Origin of the sequence: Phocaeicola intestinalis (assembly GCF_014837065.1) — a bacterium.
Classification (GTDB): Bacteria; Bacteroidota; Bacteroidia; order Bacteroidales; family Bacteroidaceae; genus Phocaeicola; species Phocaeicola intestinalis.
Genome location: NZ_JACSPP010000028.1, coordinates 18,873 through 44,090, shown reverse-complemented (window position 1 = coordinate 44,090; position 25,218 = coordinate 18,873). Strand labels below are relative to the sequence as shown.

At 37.5% G+C, this 25,218-nt stretch carries 24 protein-coding genes, 1 tRNA gene and 2 pseudogenes; 7 read left to right on the top strand and 20 right to left on the bottom strand.

The features are described from left to right. Positions 1–88: 88 nt before the first annotated feature. A pseudogene (locus H9625_RS10035) lies at positions 89–301 on the top strand (IS66 family transposase); the annotation flags it as partial. Positions 302–464: 163 nt separating this feature from the next. Here H9625_RS10035 and istA read toward each other — a convergent pair. Next, positions 465–1,610 carry an IS21 family transposase gene (gene istA / locus H9625_RS10030; protein ID WP_225226396.1) on the bottom strand — a complete coding sequence of 382 codons (1,146 nt, stop codon included), beginning with the start codon at positions 1,608–1,610 and terminating at the stop codon, positions 465–467. Positions 1,611–1,876: 266 nt separating this feature from the next. On the opposite strand from istA, the gene H9625_RS10025 reads away from it, so the two are divergent. Continuing rightward, entirely contained in the window at positions 1,877–2,080 is a 204-nt protein-coding gene (locus tag H9625_RS10025; RefSeq protein WP_191764187.1) for a hypothetical protein, read from the top strand. 443 nt (positions 2,081–2,523) lie between these two features. Here H9625_RS10025 and H9625_RS10020 read toward each other — a convergent pair whose 3' ends face one another. The 19 genes and pseudogenes from H9625_RS10020 to H9625_RS09935 all read right to left on the bottom strand — a co-directional run bounded on the left by H9625_RS10020 (position 2,524) and on the right by H9625_RS09935 (position 20,205). Further along, positions 2,524–4,020, bottom strand: coding sequence for a DUF4407 domain-containing protein (locus H9625_RS10020; protein WP_191764185.1), 1,497 nt, complete (start codon positions 4,018–4,020; stop codon positions 2,524–2,526). A 674-nt stretch (positions 4,021–4,694) separates the two neighbouring features. Next, the gene (locus H9625_RS10015; RefSeq protein ID WP_191764183.1) at positions 4,695–5,414 is read right to left on the bottom strand and encodes a hypothetical protein; all 720 of its coding nucleotides are present in this window, start codon (positions 5,412–5,414) and stop codon (positions 4,695–4,697) included. A 12-nt stretch (positions 5,415–5,426) separates the two neighbouring features. Then, a complete protein-coding gene (locus H9625_RS10010) occupies positions 5,427–6,641 on the bottom strand; it encodes a hypothetical protein (RefSeq protein ID WP_191764181.1) in 1,215 nt (404 codons plus the stop codon). Between the two features lie 4 nt (positions 6,642–6,645). After that, entirely contained in the window at positions 6,646–7,977 is a 1,332-nt protein-coding gene (locus H9625_RS10005; RefSeq protein ID WP_191764179.1) for a protein phosphatase 2C domain-containing protein, read from the bottom strand. Beyond that, positions 7,977–8,576, bottom strand: a complete 600-nt coding sequence (locus tag H9625_RS10000) for a hypothetical protein (RefSeq protein WP_191764177.1) — start codon at positions 8,574–8,576, stop codon at positions 7,977–7,979. Before H9625_RS10000 ends, H9625_RS10005 begins: the two co-directional genes overlap by 1 nt. A gap of 14 nt (positions 8,577–8,590) precedes the next feature. Further along, positions 8,591–9,385: a vWA domain-containing protein gene (locus tag H9625_RS09995; protein WP_191764175.1), complete on the bottom strand. Its 795-nt coding sequence runs from the start codon at positions 9,383–9,385 to the stop codon at positions 8,591–8,593. Between the two features lie 16 nt (positions 9,386–9,401). Next, entirely contained in the window at positions 9,402–10,340 is a 939-nt protein-coding gene (locus tag H9625_RS09990; protein ID WP_191764173.1) for a hypothetical protein, read from the bottom strand. 9 nt (positions 10,341–10,349) lie between these two features. Next, entirely contained in the window at positions 10,350–11,645 is a 1,296-nt protein-coding gene (locus tag H9625_RS09985; RefSeq protein WP_191764171.1) for a serine/threonine protein kinase, read from the bottom strand. Between the two features lie 12 nt (positions 11,646–11,657). Beyond that, the gene (locus H9625_RS09980) at positions 11,658–12,029 is read right to left on the bottom strand and encodes a hypothetical protein (RefSeq protein ID WP_191764170.1); all 372 of its coding nucleotides are present in this window, start codon (positions 12,027–12,029) and stop codon (positions 11,658–11,660) included. A 255-nt stretch (positions 12,030–12,284) separates the two neighbouring features. Further along, the gene (locus tag H9625_RS09975) at positions 12,285–13,583 is read right to left on the bottom strand and encodes a protein kinase domain-containing protein (protein ID WP_191764168.1); all 1,299 of its coding nucleotides are present in this window, start codon (positions 13,581–13,583) and stop codon (positions 12,285–12,287) included. A 688-nt stretch (positions 13,584–14,271) separates the two neighbouring features. Further along, positions 14,272–14,409 carry a hypothetical protein gene (locus H9625_RS09970; RefSeq protein ID WP_191764166.1) on the bottom strand — a complete coding sequence of 46 codons (138 nt, stop codon included), beginning with the start codon at positions 14,407–14,409 and terminating at the stop codon, positions 14,272–14,274. Positions 14,410–14,559: 150 nt separating this feature from the next. Then, on the bottom strand, positions 14,560–14,730 hold the full coding sequence (locus H9625_RS17730; protein WP_225226395.1) for a hypothetical protein: 171 nt from the start codon (positions 14,728–14,730) through the stop codon (positions 14,560–14,562). Continuing rightward, positions 14,727–14,927 carry a hypothetical protein gene (locus H9625_RS17725; protein WP_225226394.1) on the bottom strand — a complete coding sequence of 67 codons (201 nt, stop codon included), beginning with the start codon at positions 14,925–14,927 and terminating at the stop codon, positions 14,727–14,729. The genes H9625_RS17730 and H9625_RS17725 overlap by 4 nt, the downstream gene beginning before the upstream one ends. Before the next feature lie 19 nt (positions 14,928–14,946). Further along, a complete protein-coding gene (locus H9625_RS09960) occupies positions 14,947–15,264 on the bottom strand; it encodes a hypothetical protein (RefSeq protein ID WP_191764164.1) in 318 nt (105 codons plus the stop codon). 49 nt (positions 15,265–15,313) lie between these two features. Continuing rightward, positions 15,314–15,742: pseudogene (locus H9625_RS09955) on the bottom strand (hypothetical protein); the annotation flags it as partial. A 1,423-nt stretch (positions 15,743–17,165) separates the two neighbouring features. Next, positions 17,166–17,558, bottom strand: coding sequence for a hypothetical protein (locus H9625_RS09950; RefSeq protein ID WP_021929898.1), 393 nt, complete (start codon positions 17,556–17,558; stop codon positions 17,166–17,168). Positions 17,559–17,596: 38 nt separating this feature from the next. Next, positions 17,597–18,151 (bottom strand): sigma-70 family RNA polymerase sigma factor, encoded by a 555-nt coding sequence (locus H9625_RS09945; protein WP_191764160.1) that lies wholly within the window; start codon positions 18,149–18,151, stop codon positions 17,597–17,599. 300 nt (positions 18,152–18,451) lie between these two features. After that, positions 18,452–19,687, bottom strand: coding sequence for a site-specific integrase (locus H9625_RS09940; RefSeq protein ID WP_191764158.1), 1,236 nt, complete (start codon positions 19,685–19,687; stop codon positions 18,452–18,454). 445 nt (positions 19,688–20,132) lie between these two features. Then, positions 20,133–20,205, bottom strand: a tRNA-Phe gene (locus H9625_RS09935). A gap of 325 nt (positions 20,206–20,530) precedes the next feature. Between H9625_RS09935 and H9625_RS09930 the strand changes: the two genes are divergently transcribed. From H9625_RS09930 to H9625_RS09910, 5 genes are all read left to right on the top strand, one after another. Continuing rightward, complete coding sequence (locus tag H9625_RS09930) at positions 20,531–21,382, top strand: cytochrome c biogenesis protein ResB (RefSeq protein WP_191764156.1); 852 nt, start codon at positions 20,531–20,533, stop codon at positions 21,380–21,382. After that, entirely contained in the window at positions 21,376–22,155 is a 780-nt protein-coding gene (gene ccsA, locus H9625_RS09925) for a cytochrome c biogenesis protein CcsA (RefSeq protein ID WP_087210062.1), read from the top strand. Before H9625_RS09930 ends, ccsA begins: the two co-directional genes overlap by 7 nt. 103 nt (positions 22,156–22,258) lie before the next feature. Beyond that, on the top strand, positions 22,259–23,656 hold the full coding sequence (locus H9625_RS09920) for a cytochrome c peroxidase (protein WP_191764154.1): 1,398 nt from the start codon (positions 22,259–22,261) through the stop codon (positions 23,654–23,656). A 120-nt stretch (positions 23,657–23,776) separates the two neighbouring features. Then, positions 23,777–24,235 carry an alanyl-tRNA editing protein gene (locus H9625_RS09915; RefSeq protein ID WP_191764153.1) on the top strand — a complete coding sequence of 153 codons (459 nt, stop codon included), beginning with the start codon at positions 23,777–23,779 and terminating at the stop codon, positions 24,233–24,235. A 1-nt stretch (position 24,236) separates the two neighbouring features. Then, the gene (locus H9625_RS09910) at positions 24,237–25,115 is read left to right on the top strand and encodes a DNA/RNA non-specific endonuclease (protein ID WP_191764151.1); all 879 of its coding nucleotides are present in this window, start codon (positions 24,237–24,239) and stop codon (positions 25,113–25,115) included. The last annotated feature ends 103 nt before the right edge of the window (positions 25,116–25,218 follow it).

Sequence of the window (25,218 nt, the reverse complement as noted above, 5' to 3'; positions counted from 1 at the left end):
ATATTTTATGTTGGCATCAAAAAAGGTAAAAGTACTGTTAATTATGGACTTTAATTATGATGCCAACATAAATATAATGCCAACATAAGGCAGAAAGAATTATTTGTTCTGTGGCAATCATAACGCGGCTGAGGATGCTGCAGTTATCTATTCCTTCATGGGTTGCTGCAAGGCCGCCGATGTGGACTTCAAGGGCTGGATGAACTATTTTCTTAACCACGTACATGAATACGATAGTGATTACTCCAGGGATCTTGCAGAGTTACTGCCATCATCTTTAAAAGACAGGAAGATTCTTTGAGAAATCTCTGAAAAAGTCACAGACATCTACTAATGTCTCTGACTTATTCAGAGAAAATTCCCAGCCTTTAATAGACCTTGATAGAAATCTTCGAATATCTTCAACATTTTCAAAGACAAGTTGAAATTTTTAAAAAACATGTAAATACAGGCATTAGCAGTTTTCACAATACGGGGTTTGCTGAATGCTTACCTTTTACCAATGTGCGTGTATAGGCAACATGTGCAGTTTTGGATATATACTGATAGGGTACTGTATAATAGTGCTGGTCACGTCCGAGATAGATACAGCAGTTGGTTGACACCTTCAAATCGGTATATGACACAATCTCAAAATCCCTGTCAGGCAGCGGCATAAGATTAGGCCTGTCTACGGCAAGGAACCGTTCCTCACGCGTGTAAGGATGCTTCTGCATGCGTTTCTGGTTGTGCGCTTTCATTTTGAGCGAGGCTGCCCGGTTAAGCTCTTCCAGTGAATGGAAGGTTTCATTGCGGAGTTCGGCAAACACACGCATATAGACAAGCCTCACGGTCCCTTCCACGTTGCTTTTATCTTTTGGGTGTGCGGGACGTGCCGGTATGATGACCGTGCCGTAATGATTGGCCATATCCTCCATTACACGGTTTAGCGAAGGCTCATATCTGTCTGTCTTGACAACGGCAGCTTTAAGGTTGTCAGGGACAAGCATCTTTGGTACGCCGCCAAGATGTTTCAGGCACTGCATTATGGCATATACAAAGTCTTCCGTGCGCTGTGAACGTACGAAGAGGATATAACCGTAGTCGCTTGCAGGCAGAGTGGCTACAAAAGCCTGGCACTGGACTACCTCACCGGTTTCCATATCAACGTACCCCATGGTATCACCGGCAAAATCGAGGAAAAGCTTTTCACCGCCAGTACGCATGTCGGCAAGTATGGTGGATGGCGATTCCTTTCCGGCCTTTGTGTTCTGATTGTAATGAAAACGGAACTGTGTCAGGCTGTAGTGGTCATCCGGATGCTCATTACGGTATTCCTCCCAAAGCAGCTTCAGCGTGACATGCTTGCGCTTCATCTCCTCCTGAAGATATGGAAGAAGGGCCTTGAATGTTTCAAAACGCTTGTCGCTATATGCAGGATTGCCGCCCTTGAGACGGTGCTCAAGAATGGGATCATCCAACCTGATAAGTTCATCAAGGCTCAGACTGTCAGCGTTGACCTTGTTCATGTAGTTGTTCACTGTCTCCTTGTTCATGCCGATTATATCAGCAGCCTTGCGGTTGGAGATTCCGCTCTTCTTTAGTAGAAGAAGTTGTTTGATCTGGCTCATATTCTTACTTTTTCCTGCCATAGTCGTATCGTATGAAGATTGTTTTCTGCATACAAGATACGGGAAAAGAGTAACAAGTGAACGGACATGCTCCGTTTTTTATGCAGGCATTGTCGTTTCTGTGAGAAGGTGAACGGATATACTCCGTTTTCCGTATGTAAACAACTGATTATAGTATTATTACATTCTCATTAGTGAACGGATATACTCCGATTTCTGTAGAGAAAACGGAGATTCTATCGTAATATCCAAACCACTGAACGGATATGCTCCGTTTTTTATGGCGTTTTGTGGCGTTTTTAGCTGAAATGAACGGATATACTCCGTTTTTTCAGGCACTTTTCAAGGCCAATTTAGCAATAATTGTGGGTGGATTAAGCCGTTCTGAGTGGGTGGGTATGCTCCGTTTTCGGCAAGCATGCTCCGATTTTGAAGCGAAAGCCGATATAGGGCATTCCGTAATTTATTGATATCCAATGCAGGATAAAAACAACTGAATGGGTATATCGAACTGATTCTTCAGCTCGTTTGATGTAACAGCATACTCCGATTTTTCCAGAATAGAAAACACTCCACACCTATACCAGGACTAACATTCTCGCTAAAGAGGGCCTTAGGTATCTCCAAGCTAAAGCAAAATATAGCTCGCAAAACAGGAATACCTACAACACAATCAGGTATTGAAAGAAAATTAGGGAATTTCATTTTAAAGAAGTTATTTGGAAAATGATACTTTAATTCAAACTGTGTCAATCCCTAACAAGCCAAATTATCTCTAATTTTACTTTCGGATAAATATTTGAAAATCAAATACATCCAAAGTAATATTAAACTAAAGAGATGATAGACTAAAGGGTTGACACAGTTGTATTTACGTTACCCATAAGAGTACATATCTTAAAAATGTGGTCAATTACACTTCATTTAAATTACCACTATTTTCGTTATGCATAGATTCTATTTTCTTTAACTCTTTCTGTTTCCAACGATCAATGTAAGTTTTAGAAACATCCACTTGGGCTAACTCTATTTGTTTTGCTATTTCATTTCGTATATTTAATTCTGCCTCTGTCTGACATTTAATGGCATTCTCTCTTTCGTTTTGCTTTAATTGCTGAATTCTAAAGATACTATCCTTAAATTCTCCAGAGTTAACATACTCTTTTATTGCTTGTTCTTCAGCATAGACCATTCTCTCATAAGAGCCAATAGGAGATACAATCTTTACAATCGTAGGCAAAATCTCAATAATAAAAAATAAAGTTCTTACTAACCAAAGGAATAATAATTGAGTAATATCAGTAAGGTTACCATTTTTATCTCTTTGCCATACTGAATACTCTAAAATCTGAAAATTTGTAATAAATTGATTACCATTCGATAATGCATTACCTTTTGTCTCTTCTCTTGTTCTTCTTTCGTCTACAAGTTCTTGTACATGATTTTTGTCATTTAGCTGACTCTGTAATGTATTATTATATGATTCTTCAGTTTTTTCCTTCGCAGATTTTTTTTCGTTTAAAACGAGTTGATTACTATCTATTTCCTTTTGTATTCTGTTCTCCCATGCCAATTTCGCTGTATTTAATTGTTTTTGAGCATTTTGCATATCATTCATTGCAATCTTAATTTGACGCTCATAGCTACTAAGCAGACTAATAGATGGTTCCTTTTTCTTATTTTCTGCTCTATAGTTTAATTGTAATTCATTATATTTCTTTCTAGCAATATTGTATTTGTTCTGTGCGGCAATATATTCTTTACTATTAGGGGTTTGCTTTTCTCTCTTCAGTTTATCAATTTTAGCCTCGAATTGTTCTACTTCACTTTTAAGCTGATCTTTTTCCTGCCCTAATCTGTTTAATGTTACATCTGCACTTTTTATTCTATCATTAAAGAGTTCTTCGCCACTATTTTCTTTTAGTCGTTCACCAAGAATCCTTTGCTCATTAGCTTCAAAATCCTCTTTATTAGATAAAATATAATCTTCAAAAATAAATAATTCCAGAGGGACAGATACCATAAAAGCAATTATACCAGCCAACAATGAGCGTGTAAATAATGGAGTAAAATATAATTTAATGAAAAGAGTAATTTTTTCTTTAAAATTATATGCTATAGCAGTAGGATTTTTCTTTAAAGTTATTACCAAACTTCTATCTATACAGAAAATCAAAAGACTCCAAATAATACCAAATATTACGGCACCTAAAAAATCCCCAGATGCATCAACTCCATTTTTTGTAAAATACCAGGCTGCTGAAGAACCAGCAACAAAAGCAATAATACTTGTCATTAATATTGTGGCTCCTATTGCAGAAAACTTTTTATGATCAGTTCTACATTTCTCTAGTATATGTCTTTCTGCGCCAGCTATTGCCCAAAGAATCCTTTCAAATCTTGTTGTCATAAAGATAATTATATTTTTTATATAGTTTAAACAATTCTACCAATTCTATAGTATAACACATAGAAATAAAAATAAAAAAACAAAATGATAAAATCAAATCATGATATGATATAACTTGTTTATATATAGATGATATCAAAAATATAATATCTGATACTCCTGCAAAGAACAAAAGAGAAGGAATAAGACTTATTATCAAAAACAAATATGATATCACACTATTTTTAAGAAATAAAAAAATATTATTCTTACGCGAATAGATTATTGTTTTTTTTAAGAAAAAACAATAACTCAATAAGGACATAAAATATAAAATTGATTCTATTTGCTTTAATACTATACCTGAGTAGGAAATAGAACATGATATTAAAATGAAAAGAACCACATTAAAAAATGAAAATGTAAGTTCTATTTCTCTTATAATATCAACAGGTACATTAAAAATAATATCTGAATTTAATCTATATACTTGTTTAACGCAATTAAATAAATTCTTCTCAGAACGACACAATTTATATATCTTATCGGTAATACCAAATCTTCTGCAATAGAATAACTTTTGTTAGTATGCCTAAGTTTATTATAGTCAAAGCAAACCTTGAAAACTTTATAAAAAGCTTTCTTTTGCCTTTCACTGTTTAATAATATCTTGCGAAATATAAATTTGTTTATCATTATACTTTATATTGTTTCATCATATTTATCACTCCATTCCATCCCGTTTTATCATATACTTCCTTCACTATTCTAAATCCTTCACCATATATAGGATCAGGATCAGATAACATACCAGAAATTCTTAGCTTTGCTTCTTCTTTATTGATTGTACTAAGAACAAGATACTTTCCTAAATTACAAAATCCCTCACAAATATGCTTAGGTGCATTAATTTGTTTTCCGTATTGCCATAAATGAAGTATTTCATGAGCAAATACTCCTGCAAAAGCAATTTTAGACAAATGCTTCAAAACACAGATTCTATATATACCATCATAATTATTATAAGCCAGCCCCAATGCAGAATCCCCTTCATCAATTCTCTTATTCATCTCATCGATACTAACTAAGTATAACTTATGACCAGGGAAACTCATACCAAGCTTTATGTAAAAATTATTGACATATTGAATTAATCGCAATGCTAAGTTCTCATCAATATTTTTTTTTGTACATTCAGGACAAATCAATCCATAATTAGGAACATTGATAGAATTCTTTTTATCGCAAATAGACAAACACACAAAACAAGTACCAACATCGTGATTACCACAAGCATAATGTCCATTATGATCAGAATAATAACTTGTTCTAATGTATTCCCCACAAATGAAACATTTTTTTTCTTTCATACCATGTAATAAATCATGAAGCCATTTAGAGACATCTCCAGCCATAGAATAGCAAAGTTAAATTTTAAACAGATTAAAGATTATATTAAAGAAAGACGATAACCTTGACCTCTTTGAAGGAATATGAAAATCACCACTGAAAGAATATATTTTTGAAAGATCCGGAGTATTCACAACTATAGAAATAGGTGAAAGTTTGGGCAATTGACTTACAGGAAATCTTGGTAAACGACGAACACCGACTTCAGTCATAGCCTGAATTCTTGATGTTCCTACACCTTCAGCGATTAATGTTAATTGAACCTTTCTTTGAGGAGATATAACATATCTGCTATCTGGTTGGTTTGACACATCAATTGTTTTAGATACACCCATAAATTCATCTATTTTTAGTTTTAGAGAAGTAAAACCATCAACGTTCCAAACCAAAGTCGAACTATCACCTTCAATAATTGTTTTAGGAAAAGCAAAAAACTTATTTATAGCCAACTCATCTAAAACAGTAACTAAACTACTAACTTTATATGTTGAACCAGCTCTATTCTTACATATAATTGTATATAATGTATTATTAGTAGGATAAAGAATTAAATTTCCATATGATTTTATAGAAATGGATTTTTTCTCACCAGTTTCCTGGTTTAATGCCAATAAAGTGTAAGAATATTTATTATATTTCTTTTGCTTCCTCTTTTTCGAGAAATCGCTTGACCATTCTACTTTAATTTGTCCCCCTCGTTGAACAATCGAGGGCTCTACATTTATATAAAGTTTATCTGTTTTCTCATCTTTATTACTAATAGAATTATCTTGAGAATTGTCATAATCTTCTATATCATTACATTTATAACATGCAAAAGCTATAGTTTTAATTAAATAATAAGCATCTGCATATTCTGTACCCAAAGTTACACAAATATGGTCTGCCCATCGCTCAATATCCGATTCATTCCATAAACCTGAAGAAGATTTGATTTCCATTAAAAGTCTATTAGATAAATCTGAATTACTTAACTTAAAAAGAATGTGTAAAATAGGACTATATTGATTTTTACACAGGCCAACTAATAATGGTATTATAGATGCCCGCAATATCGCATCATCACCTGATATATCATGAATAATTCTTAGGACAGAATATAAATGTTCATTTATACTCTGTCCTTTACTATCAATAATAAAGGATGAACATAAAGGACAATATGATATAGGTAATTTTTTACTTTTTATCATATTATCCCCACATATATGCCCAGAAAATTCTTTATTCATCTCATTAATTATTGTTTATTCTATTAATATTCTCTACAATTGTATTCTTTTCTCTTTTAAGATTCTGTAAAAGATTAGAACATTGTTTCATTTCATTTTTTCTTATTTTAATTTCAACCTCCAATCTTGTTTTTTCACTATCATTTACAGAAAGAACTCTATTTATGTGACTTTCTGTTTTAATAAATGCAGAAAAGATTGATTCTTCTTTTAGATACGATAAAACCTTACCTATACTTTCTGATAATTTTGTTTTACATTGCTCTAATACACCTACTGCAGCTTCAAATTCTTCATTTTGTGTGGAGATTTCAGATAATCTATGTTCGTATTGAGATAACTCTTTCTTTACAACCTCTATTTTATTATTATATAAAAGAATTCCTTTTTCTATTCGATTAAAATCACTAGTTAGAATATTGGGCAACATATATTTTATTTTATCTTCATCAATCCAACAAGCTAGCGACATGTCATCACCACTACGAGTTTTTGACACAAAATCAAGCAAATCAGGTAAATTTGAACTAAAATTACTCCAGCCCTTATTATATATCTCATTAATAATATTTACGCCATACATAGATGCCAATTCTTCAAAGTTAGCAAATGAATCATCCATTCCATCTGAAGCAAGAAATATAGCAGCTGAATCAGATAAATCTCTACTGAAACAATATCTTATCAAATTTGAATCTAATTCACACATAGATGTAGTTTTAGTACCAAAGCAGTCTTCATCCCATGGAACCGGCTCATAAATATCTCCATTATCCTTAATCGCCACAATTTTACCATCACCTATATGAATAGCAAACCAATAATCATTTGCCCTTACAGCTAACTGTAAAGTACAACCATAAGCCTTAGGAATTCTCTTACTTAGCTCATTTGTTTGAAAATACTGTTTATCTTCAACCGACAATTTTTGTAATTCAACTTCAGTTGGTGGATAATTGTCCCAATGAGACATTATCTTATCATACCACCTATAAATGATAGAGGAACCTAAATGTCTAAATATATTATCACATTCTATAGAATTTAATTCTATTCCATCTTTAATTGGACCTTGTTTTATATTAATAATATTAGGCAGATATTTATTAGGTTCAAATTCCTTTACAAATTCTGTAAGGACCTCAATAGCAATCTCAACTGCGAACTTTGAACCTACATCACTTCTAAAATACTTAGGACTCCCATGTCCATCAGAAAGAGCCAATATAAATACATCATCATTTGAAATGAAAAGCTGTGCATAATCTTGACACACAACATTTTTCTTCACATGACTTGCTCCTTTTCTATATAGTGCGGTTGTTAATATACTCATTATGAATAAATATCAATATTAGAAATATCTTTTATCTCAGATTGATGATTAGAATCTTCAACATCATGAGACTTATATACTCGATTAGACCATGAACTTATTAAAAATTCATTAAAACGTGACAACTCAGTTTCAGAGCCAGTTTTAAAAACTGCATCTAGCATAATAGGTACACCTAGAACTGGAACCTTAATTAACTCATTACCATAAATAACAGCGAATTTGCAACCTAATAGAATATCTTTAGATTCACTGGACAGAATGAGCTCATTATCAGATGGGCCGCAATATGTACAGATAATTATAGTCCAATTTTGATGTTCATCATTTCTAATATACTCAGAAACTTTATTTAATGTTGAATATAAATTAGATGCGCCTAGACAAGACTCACCAAAGGCTGTATTAATACTAAATGTATCAGAAGTAAACCAGTCTATACCAGATGCATTATTCCCATAATTCAAGATACCGATTCTAATATCATGCTCAACAGCTCCAACACCTTCCTCTATGAACACTCTCATAGCATCTAATGCCTCAGGGTAATGATTTAGAGCCTGAGAGCATTCACAAAGGAAAAGAATTGTTTTCTCCATCTTTAGAAATAGAGTTAGTTAAATAAGTCATCGCCAACAGGAGCAACATCTATTGCACCATCGACTTGTTTTATATCCTGAGTAGAGAGGCCACCTTTAATTTCCTCTCCTAAAATCTCTTCTTTTGCTTTATTCTCTGTAGAGACATTACTTGAACCTACTTTACTAACAGAGCATGAAACAAGTCTTATTATATCTTTTAAAGTCTGAACATCATGGACCCTAATAATAGCTTCATCAGCTGCATTTTCACCTACAAAATCGCGAAGAACTTGACTTTTTGTATCCGTACCTATAGCTATAGCAACTTTAGTAGCATGTTTAAACCAGTTATTCTTCTTTAAGATCTCCAGACCACCTTTATGATCATCATTAGGCATACCGTCTGTAAGAAGAATAATAGCAGGAGCAAAGTGTCCTTGGTTGTTACCTAAATCATTATCTCTATGAAGATGCTTTTCCAATTCTTCATAAGCTTGCCCCAAATCCGTAAGACCTGCAGGAGTACAATTTGTCCACTTAAAATCATTGGCACTTATAGGTGCAGAATACATCCAATGTGCACCTGTACTAAATGTCAGACAAGCAACCTTAATTTCAGCAGTATCTACATTACTATTGCTAATATCAGCGACCAGCTCAATTACCTCAGGCATAACCTGATTTACACTTTCCATTTTTCCATTGCTTACCATTGAACCAGAAGTATCAACAAGATAATATAGATTCATAACTCTTCTAACAGAATCTTTTGACGGTACTTTATCTTCAAATTCAGGACCGAAATTTTGATCATTTTTTATATCCATAACGATTACTTTTAAATTAAATGTTATTATATTTTAATTTTATATTATTCTCTTCAGATAAAATTTCATCTACTATTTCAGCATAAATTTTTTTATTAGGTTCTAAATACTGCTTGCCATGATAAGAAAGCCTTTTATTGACACATTCAATCCTCCATTTCATAGATGTGTCATTTACTATTATAAGTTTATTTTTATACTCTTCACAATGAGCTATTACATTCAAAATGTCAGGAGTAACAATCTTCTTTCCTGATGAAATAAAATATGGGTAACCATTTATCTTGATAGAAATAGATTTCCTATCTTTAGCTACAGAAGTACAAACAATTTCCCAAAGATGATTATACATATTTATTAATTCATCATTCTTACCATCAGCAGAGAACCACACTTCACCGATACTTATATTAAATGCGCTCTTAAACCGTTCACGCAACCATGGAGTAAGTGAATTATATAACAATTTAACATGAGATTGTACTACTTCATGAGGAGCATTAGGAGCTTTACTATCAGTGGCTAATATGAACTCCGGATTATTTATAAATAAGTTCTCCTCTATATTTCTTGTAATAAGAGGAGCTTCGAACCATTTTCGACCCTTATAAGGGTGAGAACCTATTAAGATATATGCCATATTAATAGCAAGGACATATCCAACTTTAGACCAATTTGTTCCATTCGGGCTTTTAAAAGGGATGGTATCATTTTCCAAATTCCTTATTACAACTTTAATATCTCCATTCTCCGGTTTAATAAACACATCATAATTTTTATCTGAGATTTCATTAACAACTTTAATTAATCTCATACATGCTAGAGCACGCAGACTGCAAGGTAGCAACAATTTTCCTTCTTCTGCACCTTTTATTAAATGGATAAAACCTTGTGTATGCAAAAATTCTAATGTATGCTCATCAGAACCAGATAAAACAATATCATCTGTTTTCATTTTATAAAATTATTTCATTACAATCCTACAACGAGTTACACCATTAAAAACGATTTGCATTCCATTTCGTAATGGGAAACATTCACCATCTTTAATTTGCAATATATTACCAGATGCCGTTTCCAAGCTCCAGGCTACGCCAGATAAATTTTTCAATCCTATTTCAGGACCGTTTTTCCCTTTATAAACAACACCTAAGCCATATGGTATGAGAGAATCATTCAGATAAAAAATCTTCTTATCAGTAATAGCATAACTAAAATCCTTAAATTCAATTCTAGGAACTTTATGCATATCTATGGTGCAATTACAACGTGGGCATTTATCTATTGATTCATCCGCCAAAATATCATGTAACCCAGACGGACAACAGATACTATTTGCTCTTAGCTTTAGAAGATAGTTTTTCCATTCAATATCCCTTACCCTTTGGTTCGGGTAAAGAACGGCTCTTCGAGAAAGAGCTTTAGAAAAAATCTGCCTTAAAGACAGAGGGGAATGAGACCAGTTATAGATAGAATTTGTATGATTAACCTTATCCGGGCGATTGACATCCAAATCTACATCCCAACAGAAAACCATATCATTCCCATAAACTTTCTTCTGTATTTCATCTGTAAGACAAGGCTGCAAGGTTCTCTTACCCTCCATAGGATGATCTATCATAAAAATACGATACAATATTATCGCTAAAGAAAAGAAGTCGCTATTGATATTTGGCTTAGCACCATTCACAACTTCTGCAGCCATATATCTTGCCTTTCCACCTATAAGACCTTCAATATTATTTGCAGTAACATTGTCATTATCACAAATAAGAACATTACCCGTTTTGGGATTTATAAAGAAATTACCATCATTTATATCTTTATAGCTAAATCCCTTAATATGTAAATGGCGAAATCCATCGACAATACACAGAGCTGCATGAATCTGAGCCTGACGAGATGAGAACTTAGCATCCTTGAAGAATGAGCTCTTGAAAAACTTACCAAACTCAATATAATTTGAAGGACGCAAATCCATTATATATCCATAACTTCCCAATTGCCTAATAGCCAATTTAAGCGGCCATATAAAACTAGGTGCTGGAGAACCCAGCCTGATATTATTTTCGAGATTTCTATAGAAATCCTGATTATTAATAATATCCTGAGAAATATACCATTTCAAAGCATACGCTTCTCCTGAATTACTCTTTACAGAATACACAGCACCCTGGCCACCTTCACCGAGTTTCTTCACTACATTTACATAAGAGCCATCTGACAGCTCTATCTTTTGTCCTATTTTAAGATCCGACATAATTTCAAACTTTTAATGTTCTCCACCTTCTAAATTCCATGTAGAACCTTCAACAAAGGAATTTATTTTAATACCACATTTTGGACAAGACCCCGTAGGAGAATCGTCACAACAAATAATATTATGGCAATTATTGCATTCAAACCATCCTTTTGATCCACAATATGGACATCCATTATAATTTTGTTCAAAAACAATATGACCATTTATCTTTTTTGCAATTAGCTTTTCATTTTGAATGACATTTTCATCCATTTTAAAAGCCCATGTTTGTAACCAATTATTTGTAGAAATTTGTTCGGTACGTATACCAAACATTTTACCAGTTTTTTGACAATAAGCAGGCAAAATAACGGCTATTTTATCTAATTTAGGGAAAGGCATAACATACTATTTTTATATTAACTAATATTTGAAGATTTAATACCATATAAAGATATGTAATAAAATATAAATAACAAAAAGAATTCATTCTATTTTACTCTTTTATATATAGTTAACTATAACAACTACAAAAACAAAGTTTTTTCTGCATAATTTACATACATTCAACTTTTTAAAAGCATAAATATACAAAGTGAAACAAATAAAAGAAAAATATTATCAGTTGTAATTATAATAAGTGAATATATCAAAACATTAATTACCCAAAACAATCCTACAACGAGTTACACCATTAAAAACTATTTGCATTCCATTTCGTAATGGGAAACATTCACCTTCTTTAATTTGCAATATATTACCAGATGCAGTTTCCAAACTCCAGGTTACACCTGATAAATTTTTCAATCCTATTTCAGGACCGTTTTTCCCTTTATAAACAACACCTAAGCCATATGGTATAAGAGAATCATTCAGATAAAAAATCTTCTTATCAGTAATAGCATAACTAAAATCCCTAAATTCAATTCTAGGAATTTTATGCATATCTATGATATGATTACAGCGTGGACATTTATCTATTGATTCATCCGCTAAAATATCATGCAATCCCGACGGACAACAGATGCTATTTGCTCTGAGCTTTAGAAGATAGTTTTTCCATTCAATATCACTTACCCTTTGTTCCGGATAAAGAACAGCTCTTTGAGAAAGAGCTTTAGAAAAAATCTGCCTCAAAGAAAGAGGAGAATGGGACCAGTTATAGATAGAATTTTTATGATTGATTTTGTCCGGGCGATTGACATCCAAATCTACATCCCAACAAAAGACCATATCATTCCCATAAACTTTCTTCTGTATTTCATCTGTAAGACAAGGCTGCAAGGTTCGCTTACCTTCCATAGGATGATCTATCATAAAAATACGATATAATATTATCGCTAAAGAAAAGAAGTCACTATTGATATTTGGCCTCGAACCATTTACAACTTCTGCAGCCATATATTTTACCGTACCACTTATAAAACCCTCAATATTATTTGCAGTAACATTGTCATCAGCAAAAATACGAACATTACCCGTTTTTGGATTAACTAAGAAAATATCAGCACTAATATTAGAGAAAAAGAATCCCCTAATGTGTAAATGACGAAATCCATCAACAATACACAAAGCTGCATGAATCTGAGCCTGACGAGATGAGAACTTAGCATCCTTGAAAAATGAGTTCTTGAAAAACTTACTAAACTCAATATAAGTAGAAGGACACAAATCCATTATATATCCATAACTTCCCAATTGCCTAATAGCCAATTTAAGCGGCCATATAAAACTAGGTGCTGGAGAACCCAGTCTGATATTATTTTCGAGATTTCTATAGAAATCCTGATTATTAATAATATCCTGAGAAATATACCATTTCAGAGCATACATTTCTCCTGAAATACTCTTTACAGAATACACAGCACCCTGGCTACCTTCACCAAGTTTCTTCACTACATTTACATAAGAGCCATCTGACAGCTCTATCTTTTGTCCTATTTTAAGATCTAACATAATAGAAATTTAAAAGCTATCATTGTATATCATAATCTAAAGATATAATAAATATATTTAAAACCATATACTATATATGAAGTTTTAACACACCATGTTTAATCTAAACTGACCTTATAAATAGGCTTTAACATTATCTAAGAACAAAAGCATTCAATTATAACATTATAGATGAAAACCAATAGGGTGACATGAGAATATTACAAAGGATAATAGCTAAAAACAAGGAATAACATAGAATGCCATGGGTAAAAGTAATTAGGCTAACCAATGGATTCTATAATTAATATTCAAATAAAAACAGAAGTAGTTTTTTTAGAACTATGCGCTCTATAGGTCATAACCACGTTCTTTAGAAAGTCTATCTTCCTCTTCTTCCTGTTCTATGGAAAAGTCCCAGAGTAGTTCCAGAACCTCACGCTGTTCTTCAGGAGTCCCTTTGCCTGAGGGATTCAGCCAGTTGACCTTTGAGTAGTGAAGAAATTATTCAAAGGTGGAGAAGTAGAAATCCTCACTGTTAGAAACGAGAACAAAACATCTGGGGTAACCAAGATGCAGCAGACTTACCTGTTCAGGAGGGGCAATTATATTGTCACAATACCAGCAACCTGCATATTTCTGTGCGTCTCTTGCCATGCTATTCAATATTAAAGTTGTTTTATTTTATCCCTTATGACCTGAAGCATATTCAAGAAGTAGCTACGATTTTCTTGGCATTGTAGTAGCTGCCGGCTTCCTTAAGATTATGACGGTTTGAATCTTTAAGGACATCGATAAAGCTGATACACTCCTCGTTTGTCGATTCTGTGGCATGTACAGATACCATGCTGATTTCACAGATGTAGTCAAAATCAACAACTATTGAATAATAGTTTACAGATTCACCAAAGGGAAATAAAATTGCTAGAGACCAAACTGTGTCCGTATCTTCTTCAATACCTCATTTACCTTCTCATTCTCAACATCCATGAGGTCATCACTCCAGGATTCCGGAAAATCTATGATGGATTTGCCGTTGTTCAGGACTGCATTCCTGATGGCCTTTTTTTACGTTCGGAAAAGATGGCTCTATCTGGAAGTGCAGGCAATGGCGTACAGCCATTGTAAGAGTTTCCTCGTCTATGAAGAAACGGATGGTCACATTCATGTGAACCTGGTTTTCTGTTCATATTTTTTTCTCTTGGTCTGGAGTTTTGACAACCTGGAGTAGAAGAAAGACGGAACATTCTTTCCTTCTGAAACAAGCCTTTTCATTTCATCCTGGATTTCATTGATACCATCGCGGATGTCAGTAAGGTCAGTACAGTTTGAAGCGATTGTATAAGGTGAGAGTTTTGTTTTCATGTCAATGTGATTTATAGGGTTAAACTTTATATCTGTAGTTCTTGTAGGATGTCTTGCGTATATCCACCGCATCATATACTTCGTCAGTATGTTCAGATGGCATTATAAAGCCGTTACATTCAAGAATATGGCTGACTGTATATCTGGCGGTAATCCTGTTGCCCAAGATGATGAACTCAACATTCCTGAAAAAGCCTTTGAAGGCCTTGCCGTTTGCATCTGTGATTAATACAAGCTCTCCCTTCAGGTGGTCAAGTTCTGCAGCTCTCTGCTGTGCATTCTTAAGCAATATATTGGCGCTTTTCAAGCCTTGCTGGATAATTATTTCCGGTTTCATAAGATAGAAATTTTAGTGTTGTATAATTGGGTTTATCATACCCTATCCTTTATACCTTGATACAAAGGATAGGGAAAATGAGTCTGTCAATGTCATAGCCTATCATGGTATTGTCATTGATAAGCAGGTAATAATAGCCGTTCCCGGTATTTCGGTATTCCTTCATAAAGCCTGCTGCCATGTCACCGTCCTCACGAGGTTCACACCATAGTGTACCGTCATAGCCGCAAAAGTCAAATCTGCAGCTTGAATACTTCTCCTTCTTCTTGAAGGCTTCCCTGAAACACTCCATCACCATGTAGCCGCAATACTTTTCGATGGTGCTCAGTCTGATACATTTTCCGTCAATGGTGGTTCCTGTCGTGATATGGTTTTTATACAGTGACTTCTCTGGATCTGCGTCTGCAATCTGTCTTAGCCAGGCATTGGTATGTGAAGTCCGGATCGCCAGCTTCTTATATTTCAAGACCTCTTTTCTGACGGTGTATATAATAACTGAAAAGTGAGCCACCATAGAATAAAAAAAACAGACCATTGCATAAAAAGAAGAGGCAACAATGAAAACTATTGTATAAAAACAAAAAGATAATAAGTATGTACATGGTTAAAGGATACACTAAGGTATTGATTGCTACAATGGTAAACTGGCTTATACATAAGGCTTTTTTGTAAATATGAACAGACAGTTATACAGGCTCAAAGAAATACAAAAAATTATTCAGAAAAATGGATAGTTGTCCAATTTTATTGTAATCTTAAAAAATCTAAAGTGGCCCTATTTTCAATTAGTACATACAATCCTGCAGAGGAAGCAATAACAATTAGGGGTATCACCAACATTTGTAGTAAATGTTGGAGGTATCAGGAAGAATCATGTTTATATGGAATAGAAGGGAAAAGAAAGCAAAGGACATAAAAAAAGGTATACAAGGAAATATCCAAGTATACACCAATCTTAAATTGATTGTGTTACAGATTCAAAAACTATAATGAATATCATTGATTCTCTTCACCGAAGAGTTTGAACTGGCGTTTGTTTTCTTCTTCCTCGGCAGTGTTGTGTAAAAATACAAATTGTTACTTCCTTAAAGTCGCTACAACTAACATTTCTTGTACAATAGTTTGTAGTTTTTGGTCTCATATTTTCTGAAATCATTCCTTTTTATTGTTCCTATAATTTTATATTAATAGCTTACGGGTATATAGATAACAGTTTGAAATTTCCGACTTTGGAGGAAAATCCCCCGAACGTGAGGGAGGGCAAGTTGGTTTTTGTCTGACAGAATACTTTCTGTCGGACAAAAACACAACTTGCTCTGTTCGTTTGAACAGAAAATCCACTTAAAGTGGATTGTGGCTCTATGCCCATTTATAGCTATAAAATAGAGTCGTATTTACCTGATGAAAAATGTAAATATCAGTTTGTTTGTGACAAACCTGTATGCAGAGTTGAATATTGTGTGAATGGAGTGCCTGATATTTAGTTATTTGCCGAAATTTAAATATTCAATATTGAAAGTTTTTATGCTGTATTGTACTATGGCATCCTGATTTACAGATATTACATATCAATCTGTATCATATAATAGTATGTAGATTGTTATAGTAAAGTTGTATGCGCTGCTTAATGAAAATTGTAATATATTGATAATCAGCGTGTGTATAAAATAAACTCTGTTGTGATATTGCAATAGTGTAATACCCTGATAACATAATAACACAACAACATACCACCCTAATAACATAACATTACAATAACATGATAACACAACAACATAATGCCCTGACCAAACAATATCCTAATGCTCCAAATAGTATGATGTAAAAATCTGAACAACATAGCCTGGAAAAATCCATCACCATTATCTGATAATGGATCTTTCTGAGCCACCTTCTTCTGCCTATTTGAAAATCGGATTGGAAAGCAGAATCTTGTAATATACTGTACCTCCCACCTCTATGGGAGCTTTGGCAATCATAAACTGTACGGTCTTCCTTTCCACTTTTGCCTGAAGCATGATTCTTCTGACGATGAATCCGGCAGAGAATCTGGCACACCTTTTATCTTTCCATACAGTGAACCCGTCCTTGTCTGTCGTATGGCAGATATACCATTCTCCCGTATCCTCATCGTGTGCGAAATTAACCCGTCCTCCACCGAGAATCCCCAGTTCAATAGACATTGTCTTTGACAGGTAAACCGTTCCCTTGCTGTCCATATTAATTGTCCGCTTCCCCTGATAAACTACCTGCTGCGGACGTGAGTTCTCCTTGTTGTATACTATCAGTGCCATAAGTTTCTATTTTAAAGATGATAAAATAAACTAACGGATTAGGATATGAATCCTTCTACTGCCAGCATCTGGCTTCTCCATGAAAATCCCCGGTTTGACCGTACTGTATCCATGATCGTGTTTACTTTTCCTGAAATGGTACTTGCCGATATACCCATACATTCACCCAACGCCTTGAATGAAAAGTCTGATTCATAAAAACGCAACGTAAACATCCTGTATTCCTGATAGGAGAACTTTCTTCTGATAAAGTTAAGAATGTCCTTCACCAGTTTTTCACAGCTGTTCAGGTCATCCGGAGAAAGGAAATCCTCATCTTCCCCACATCGAAGAAAGAAATATTCATCCGGATGGGCATATTTGCTTTCCAGCCTGAACTTGGCCATGAACGCTTTCCTGTAACACCCGATAAAGTATGCTTCATAATCCGTTATTTCCCTTTCCGGATTCAGCACCTGCTTTCTTACAAACAGATAAGTGTCATGAAAATTGTCCTCATCCAGTGCCCCGTATCTGCCAACGAGATTTCTTAACCTGTCATAAGACACCGTAAACCAGTCATTGAACCTTTTTTCCACATTGTTCGCTTCCATAATCTTCCATTTATTGAGTTATACATGGCCTGCCCGTGGGTAGGCATTCTTATTTCTTGTGCGTTCCCCAGTTCGTTTTCCGATGATTGCTGCAAGGCTTGCCGTGAAAAAATACGCTCTTGCGCCAGCAAGAGGAAGATTTTTTCACAGGCAACCAAGCCCCTTCAGGGGCCGCCTTGCGCGATCATTCGGAAAAACAACTATCTTTGCTGCAAGAAATGAGGATGACTTCATCTTGAAAGCGCCTGGTCTCTGTATATTATTACAGACGGTTATGCGAGGTATAAGATAGGTTTATCTCTATAACCCCATCTTGCTCCTTACTATATTCATGTTGTCCTTCAGGTTCCTGTCCATGACTCTTGCATAATGTTGTGTCATTCTTGTGGAGGCATGTCCGAGCATGGCAGACACCTCCTGTAATGGCACGTTGTTGGCCAGCGTGACGGTCGTAGCAAACGTATGTCTGGCTGCATGTGTGGTCAGATTCTTTTTAATGCCGCAGAAGTCCGCAATTTCCTTCAGGTAGCTGTTTGCCTTCTGATTGCAGACAACAGGAAGGCAAGTCCCTTGTTTAAGACATATCGGGTGTGATTCGTATTTCTTCAGGATTGCCAATGGAACAGGAAGAAGCGGAACATTGGCTATGGAACTTGACTTTCTTCTTCTCTCCAGTTTTACACGTCCTTTTCTTATCCACCAGTCACCGTTATTGTCCTGCTCCAGATGTTCCGGTCTTAATGTGGATACATCAGCGAACGCCAGACCGGTGAAGCACGCAAACAAAAAGATGTCCTTGACAAGCTCCAGCCTCGGAATATCGAAATTCCTGTTCATTATAGCCTGAAGCTCGTTGTTTGTTAGGAATATCGGATCTGTCTCGTCCTGTTCCATCTTATATCCGTAAAACGGGTCTTTTCGCATCCATTCTTTGGCTATTGCCATATTGGTGATTTTCTTCAGGCATTTCATGTAGCGGACTATTGTGTTGCGGCACAGTCCGGCTTCTGTCTTCAGGAAAACATCAAAAGCCTTGATGAAATCAGGAGAAAGTTCATGGAATGTAATATCATCCTTCTCATAAAAACGTGGCACAAACATTTCAAGTTTTCTGAGCACATTCTTATAACGGTTGATGGTGACGGGAGAATAGTCTATGTCAACAACCTTTTCCATAGAGGAAATTTCTTCTTTGACTGTTCCAAGCAACGTCCGGACAGTCTCATCCTTTCCGAACACACGCTTTAATATCGTCTTTGGAGTTATCAGTGCCGATTCAAAGGTTAGTTCCTTGTGTTTTTCGTATGCGCGTGTAGTGAGGGCGGAAATATAGTTGTTCAATTCGATGGAAGCCCTGTCTTTTCCTTTACTGCATCCCTTGGCCGGATTCCAGTTCTTTAATGGAACACTTCTCTGTATTCTTATTTCTTCATATTGCCCGTTGATGGTAATCCTCATTAGGATTGGAGCCTCGCCATTTTTCAGCAGTTTTGTTTTCAGAACGAAAAATAGAATGTTCATTGTTCCTTGTTTCATGATCATTTTCTTTTTGAAGTTGCACATTCGGTTATTTCGTCAATCCTGAATTGAGCGGATGGCTGGAGAGAAATGTTAAATTCGGTGGCTTTTATTATTGCCGGTTCTAAAAAAACACCGATTTTTGTTTCTCTTACTATTATCCGTCTGTAGGTACAATTATTATCGTCTGATATGAATGCCTTTAGCAGACGTTGTGTTTCATCCGTCATTCAGTAGGGTATGCAAATGTAGAATTTCATCCCTGAAAATGATTCACGCAAATCGTTGAGAATAAGTGAAGTATGGTACATATCGGTGGTTTTTTCATGGGACTCAAAAAAAGCCACCGAATCAGCAATTTTTTATTGCACCAGATTGCATATTTTTGCGGATAGTACATAAAGAAAAAACCGCTGAAATACAGTTATTTCAGCGGTTTTCATGATTTTTCGTTTTGTAAAAGTGGTGCCACCAGGAATCGAACCGGGGACACAAGGATTTTCAGTCCTTTGCTCTACCAACTGAGCTATGGCACCAACTTGGTCTTGCAACCGTTATTTTCCTGATTGCGGTGCAAAGGTAAGTCTTTTTTTCTTTCACAACAAATTTTCGGCAAAAAATTTTTTCTTCAACTAGAAAAATACTTCAAAATATACCTTAAACGACAGATTCTAAGAAACTGTCTATGCTTCCCGCGGTACTAATTGAGCATTTTGTATATGACACATGGTAGAGGGCATATCGCATCCGCCCCTACATGGGATATTGGCAGATATCCGTTAAAATAAATCATCGGCAAAGAAAGAACCTATTACATTAATATGTACTTTTGCATCGGAACAAATAAAGCCAGACGGATTTATGAAAAAAGCGACGTTATATCGATATTGGGGTACATACTTCGCCGTGGCACTCGGTTGCCAGCTGACATTCGGTAAATGCCAGATAGCATTCTTCGCCTTCCCTGTAAATGCCGCCCTCCTGCTATTGGGGGTGACAAGCCTGTGGATTCTTCACAAAGAAAAACCTCAGTCGGCTGGCTATCTGGTTTTATCAGCACCTGCCACCACATTCTTGTTATTGGGGATAACCTTTGTTTCATGCCTGCTGATGGGCCTCGGTACGTTACTGACCCCCGATTCATGGTGGACGGTATTCACCCTCATTGCCTTACTTGCCCACCTGCTCATCGTCATTTACCGGGGCATGTGCAGAAAACGGGCACACAAGCTGCGCTTTGCCTTGACCCACATCGGACTGCTACTTGCATTAGGAGGTGGAATGGCGGGAAGTGCCGACACACATGAATGGAGGATACTGGTCACCAAAGACCAACCGACCCGGCAAGCATTCGACAGACACGGAAAAAGCATCTTGCTGAAAGATTCCATGCAGTTGCAGACATTCGATATAGCCTATCATCCCGATGGAACCCCACAAAGCTACAACGCCCAAGTAATCATAGGAGACAAAAGTGCTACCTTGAAAGTAAATCACCCTTGCACACTTTCGTGGACGGACAATCTTTACCTGACAGATTACGAACACGTACCGGCAAACGAACAACCACATTATTGCGTGTTGCAACTGGTGAAAGAGCCTTGGAAGTATGCTTTATGGACAGGAATCTGGATGCTGATAGCTGGTTGCGTACTCTTATTTACACAAGGGATACCTGCCCTGCCAAAGAAAGGAGGTGATGAAACATGCTGACATGGGACGAATTTATCGGATTTGCCCTTAGTGCAACACTGCTATGGGTGGGAGGTGCCTTCGCGGCATTCCGTAGCACGGAATTCAGCAAGAAAGCTTTCGCCTTGACCTGTACCGGACTGTGTATCTATGCAGCCTTCATTATTTGCTTTTGGATTTCGTTGCAACGTCCGCCGCTCCGTACCCAAGGAGAAACCCGATTGTGGTATTCTTTCTTCCTGATGCTATGCGGCTTGCTTACCTACCGACGTTGGCACTACAGGTGGATACTTCCCCTTTCCACCCTACTCACCCTTGTATTCGTCATCATGAATCTGATGAACCCCGAACAGCACGACCGCTCACTGATGCCTGCCTTGCAAAGTTACTGGTTCGTGCCCCATGTAACAGTCTACATCTTTGCCTATGCCGTGTTCGGCTGTGCCTTCCTGCTTGCCCTGGCAGGTGTGATAAAACATACCGGCCGCTATCAACCCACCATCGACCGCCTGACATGTATCGGGCTGGCCTTCCTGACCTTCGGCATGCTAAGCGGTGCCCTATGGGCAAAAGAAGCATGGGGATATTTCTGGAGTTGGGACCCGAAAGAAACATGGGCCGCCGTCACATGGAGCATCTATCTGCTTTACCTTCACCTCCGTCTCTATGGCAAGCCCCGGCACCAGAAGTGGAACGTCCTGTTATTGGCAACCGGCTTCCTGTGCATGCAGATGTGTTGGTATGGTGTCAACTACCTGCCCTCGGCACAAAACAGTATGCACGTATATACTTGACAAAAGCATAACAGATTGCCAGCTGTGTCCCGTGAATAACAAAATAGTTAGCCTATAGGAAACAACCCATAAATATAAAAACTCAATAACATAAAAAAACGACATGAAAAAAAGTTCAATCATTGTTTTAACCGTGGTGGCGGTAATAGCCCTGCTCGCCGTCATCTACCGAGCTGTAAACAATGCTCCGTCTGCCAGTTTAACGGCAAACGAGCAAGTGGTCCAAGTGTTGACAGACGGCGGATGCGCCTCCTGCCATTCAATGGCACCGGATTTGCCTTTCTATGCCCACTTCCCTGTCATCAAAGGAATGATAAACAAGCATGTGCAAGAAGGTTATGCCACATTCGACATCCTGCCTTTCATGCGCACCATGAAAGACGAATCGGTACCCAATGAAGTAGACCTCAACAAAGTAGAGCAATGCATCATCGACGGTTCCATGCCGATGAAAGAGTATTACCTCGTACATTGGGGCTCGTCCATCACCCCTGAAAAGCGCGACCGGATGCTGGCAGCTATCAAAAGCATCCGTGCCAGGTATTTCCACAACCCGCTGGCAGCACCCGAATTTGTCAACGAACCCGTACGCCCTCTGCCCGACAGCATCGCTTATCATCCGCAAAAGGCAGCTTTAGGCAAACAGCTCTATCACGACACACGGCTCTCTGCCGATGGAACCGTTTCGTGTGCTACCTGTCACGGCCTGAACACCGCCGGAGTAGACAACAAACGTTACTCGGAAGGTATCAAAGGACAGTTGGGCGGAGTAAATGCCCCGACGGTATATAATGCCTGCTTCAATTTCGCACAGTTCTGGGACGGACGTGCTGAGACATTGGCAGAACAAGCCGGAGGACCTCCCTTGAACCCCGTAGAAATGGGATGCCAGTCATTCGATGAAATCGTAGCACGACTTTCCGAAGACAAAGCGTTCGTAAAAGACTTCATAAAGGTTTATCCCGAAGGACTGAGCCAAGCCACCATCACTGACGCTATCAGCGAATTCGAAAAAACGCTGGTAACACCCAATTCGGCTTTCGACCGCTATCTGAAAGGTGAAAAGTCTGCCATGACCGACGAACAGATAGCAGGCTATAACCTGTTCAAGCAATATAGCTGCGCCACATGCCATGCCGGTGCCAGCATGGGTGGGCTGAGTTATGAACTGATGGGACAACGCGCCAACTACTTTGAAGACCGGGAACTGACCCAAAAGTCGGGACTGACAGATGGAGACAACGGACGATGGGCACAAACCAAGGTAGAACGAGACCGATACCGCTTCAAGACACCAACCTTGCGCAACGTGGCACTGACCTATCCGTATTACCACGACGGAAGTGTAGAAACACTTAACCAGGCAATTACCATGATGGCAAAATACCAGGTAGGACAAGAACTATCGCCCGAAGAAGCACAAAAAATAGAAGCTTTCCTCAATGCACTGACCGGTGAATACGAAGGCAAGACATTGACCAACAGCAACATGAACAAGTAATTATAATTTATTTGTGCATTTTAATGACACACAGATAACGCAGACAGACATTTTTATGCTATCCGGGTAATCTGTGTGTCATGATACATCAAAAAAAATACACCACGCAAAAAAAGAATTATGGAACAACCTCAACTCAACGGACATAACAAGACGGAATATCCGCCCATGCACACGTGCGAACACATCGTAAACCGCACCATGGTCAACCTCTTCGGATGCGGCCGGGCCGTATCGGCGCACATTGAACGCAAGAAAAGCAAACTCGACTTTGCCCTGCCACAAGCCCCGACCGATGAAGAAATAACCCACATCGAAACAACCGTAAACGAAGTCATAGCCCGGCACCTGCCCATCACGACCGAATTCATCACCCAGCAAGAAGCCAAGGAACGATTCGACCTGAAACGCCTGCCCGAAGGAGCTTCGGACACCGTACGCATTGTGAAAGTGGGCGATTACGATGAATGCCTTTGCATCGGACTGCACGTAGCCAACACATCCGAAATAGGTATGTTCAAAATCATCAGCCACGACTATAAAGACGGCATCTTCCGGATGCGTTTCAAACTTCTGTAATATGGCAAAAAAACGTAAAAAACAAGCAGGAGGAGGACTGAAAGGCTTTATCCTGCTGGCAGCAATCATTATCGGAGCTCTTTACCTCTACCAGAACGATGGAAAAATATTCAGCTCCGAAACAATCAGAACACTGACGGATAAAGCAAGTGTCACTGAAAACACAAATGCCAAAGCGCCAGATGGCAGATACTCCTTACAACTGGAGATACCGAAAACCATCCGCCAGCGAGACGAAACCATCATCACCCATACCGGATATACCGTGTCTTACAACCATCATTATAAAACCCCCAACTGGGTGGCATGGGAACTTACGCGCCAGGAAACGACGGGAGAAGAAGGACGCACCAATCAGTTCCTGCCCGACCCCAGTCTGCCTGAACCTCGCGTGGAGACCTCCGACTACACCCATTCGGGCTACGACCGCGGACACATGGCCCCGGCAGCCGACATGAAATGGAGCAAACAGGCCATGAAAGAATCGTTCTACATGAGCAACATCTGCCCGCAAAACCGCAAACTGAACCGCGATGACTGGGGCGACCTGGAAGAGAGTTGCCGCAAATGGGCAAAGAAATACGGCACCGTATACATCGCCTGCGGTCCCATCTACGACACTTCTTCACCCAAACGAATCGGAAAGCACCAGGTGGCTGTACCCGACCGTTTCTTTAAAGTCGTGCTCATCTACAACCGAAAAAAACCCATTGCCATGGGCTTCCTGTTCGAAAACAAAGCACATCACCAGAATCTGAAGAACTACATGGTCAAGGTAGACCAGGTAGAAGAAGAAACCGGACTGGATTTCTTTTCCAAAGTGCCCGACGAAGTGGAGAACCGCATTGAAAGCATCGTGCCCGAAGGCATTGCCTTCTAACGGCATTTTGCTTTCACCACAGATTGCACAGAAAATAAGTGACAATGCTGCATGCTGCCAGTAAGCAGGGTTGAAAAACGAAGATATCTCCGAAAGCAGTTTC

Bases quoted from the DNA above. Each gene is read 5' to 3' on its own strand.
- H9625_RS09990 (WP_191764173.1), bottom strand. From the start codon at position 10,340: ATGAAAACAGATGATATTGTTTTATCTGGTTCTGATGAGCATACATTA.
- H9625_RS09950 (WP_021929898.1), bottom strand. From the start codon at position 17,558: ATGGCACTGATAGTATACAACAAGGAGAACTCACGTCCGCAGCAGGTA.
- H9625_RS10020 (WP_191764185.1), bottom strand. From the start codon at position 4,020: ATGACAACAAGATTTGAAAGGATTCTTTGGGCAATAGCTGGCGCAGAA.
- H9625_RS17725 (WP_225226394.1), bottom strand. From the start codon at position 14,927: ATGAAAACAAAACTCTCACCTTATACAATCGCTTCAAACTGTACTGAC.
- ccsA (WP_087210062.1), top strand. From the start codon at position 21,376: ATGCTGACATGGGACGAATTTATCGGATTTGCCCTTAGTGCAACACTG.
- H9625_RS17730 (WP_225226395.1), bottom strand. From the start codon at position 14,730: ATGAATGTGACCATCCGTTTCTTCATAGACGAGGAAACTCTTACAATG.
- H9625_RS10010 (WP_191764181.1), bottom strand. From the start codon at position 6,641: ATGAATAAAGAATTTTCTGGGCATATATGTGGGGATAATATGATAAAA.
- H9625_RS09995 (WP_191764175.1), bottom strand. From the start codon at position 9,385: ATGGATATAAAAAATGATCAAAATTTCGGTCCTGAATTTGAAGATAAA.
- H9625_RS10015 (WP_191764183.1), bottom strand. From the start codon at position 5,414: ATGGCTGGAGATGTCTCTAAATGGCTTCATGATTTATTACATGGTATG.
- H9625_RS10025 (WP_191764187.1), top strand. From the start codon at position 1,877: ATGCTCCGTTTTTTATGGCGTTTTGTGGCGTTTTTAGCTGAAATGAAC.
- H9625_RS10005 (WP_191764179.1), bottom strand. From the start codon at position 7,977: ATGAGTATATTAACAACCGCACTATATAGAAAAGGAGCAAGTCATGTG.
- H9625_RS09975 (WP_191764168.1), bottom strand. From the start codon at position 13,583: ATGTTAGATCTTAAAATAGGACAAAAGATAGAGCTGTCAGATGGCTCT.
- H9625_RS10000 (WP_191764177.1), bottom strand. From the start codon at position 8,576: ATGGAGAAAACAATTCTTTTCCTTTGTGAATGCTCTCAGGCTCTAAAT.
- H9625_RS09945 (WP_191764160.1), bottom strand. From the start codon at position 18,151: ATGGAAGCGAACAATGTGGAAAAAAGGTTCAATGACTGGTTTACGGTG.
- H9625_RS09985 (WP_191764171.1), bottom strand. From the start codon at position 11,645: ATGTCGGATCTTAAAATAGGACAAAAGATAGAGCTGTCAGATGGCTCT.
- H9625_RS09940 (WP_191764158.1), bottom strand. From the start codon at position 19,687: ATGAAACAAGGAACAATGAACATTCTATTTTTCGTTCTGAAAACAAAA.
- H9625_RS09960 (WP_191764164.1), bottom strand. From the start codon at position 15,264: ATGAAACCGGAAATAATTATCCAGCAAGGCTTGAAAAGCGCCAATATA.
- H9625_RS09915 (WP_191764153.1), top strand. From the start codon at position 23,777: ATGGAACAACCTCAACTCAACGGACATAACAAGACGGAATATCCGCCC.
- H9625_RS09970 (WP_191764166.1), bottom strand. From the start codon at position 14,409: ATGGTATCTGTACATGCCACAGAATCGACAAACGAGGAGTGTATCAGC.
- H9625_RS09980 (WP_191764170.1), bottom strand. From the start codon at position 12,029: ATGCCTTTCCCTAAATTAGATAAAATAGCCGTTATTTTGCCTGCTTAT.
- istA (WP_225226396.1), bottom strand. From the start codon at position 1,610: ATGAGCCAGATCAAACAACTTCTTCTACTAAAGAAGAGCGGAATCTCC.
- H9625_RS09930 (WP_191764156.1), top strand. From the start codon at position 20,531: ATGAAAAAAGCGACGTTATATCGATATTGGGGTACATACTTCGCCGTG.
- H9625_RS09920 (WP_191764154.1), top strand. From the start codon at position 22,259: ATGAAAAAAAGTTCAATCATTGTTTTAACCGTGGTGGCGGTAATAGCC.
- H9625_RS09910 (WP_191764151.1), top strand. From the start codon at position 24,237: ATGGCAAAAAAACGTAAAAAACAAGCAGGAGGAGGACTGAAAGGCTTT.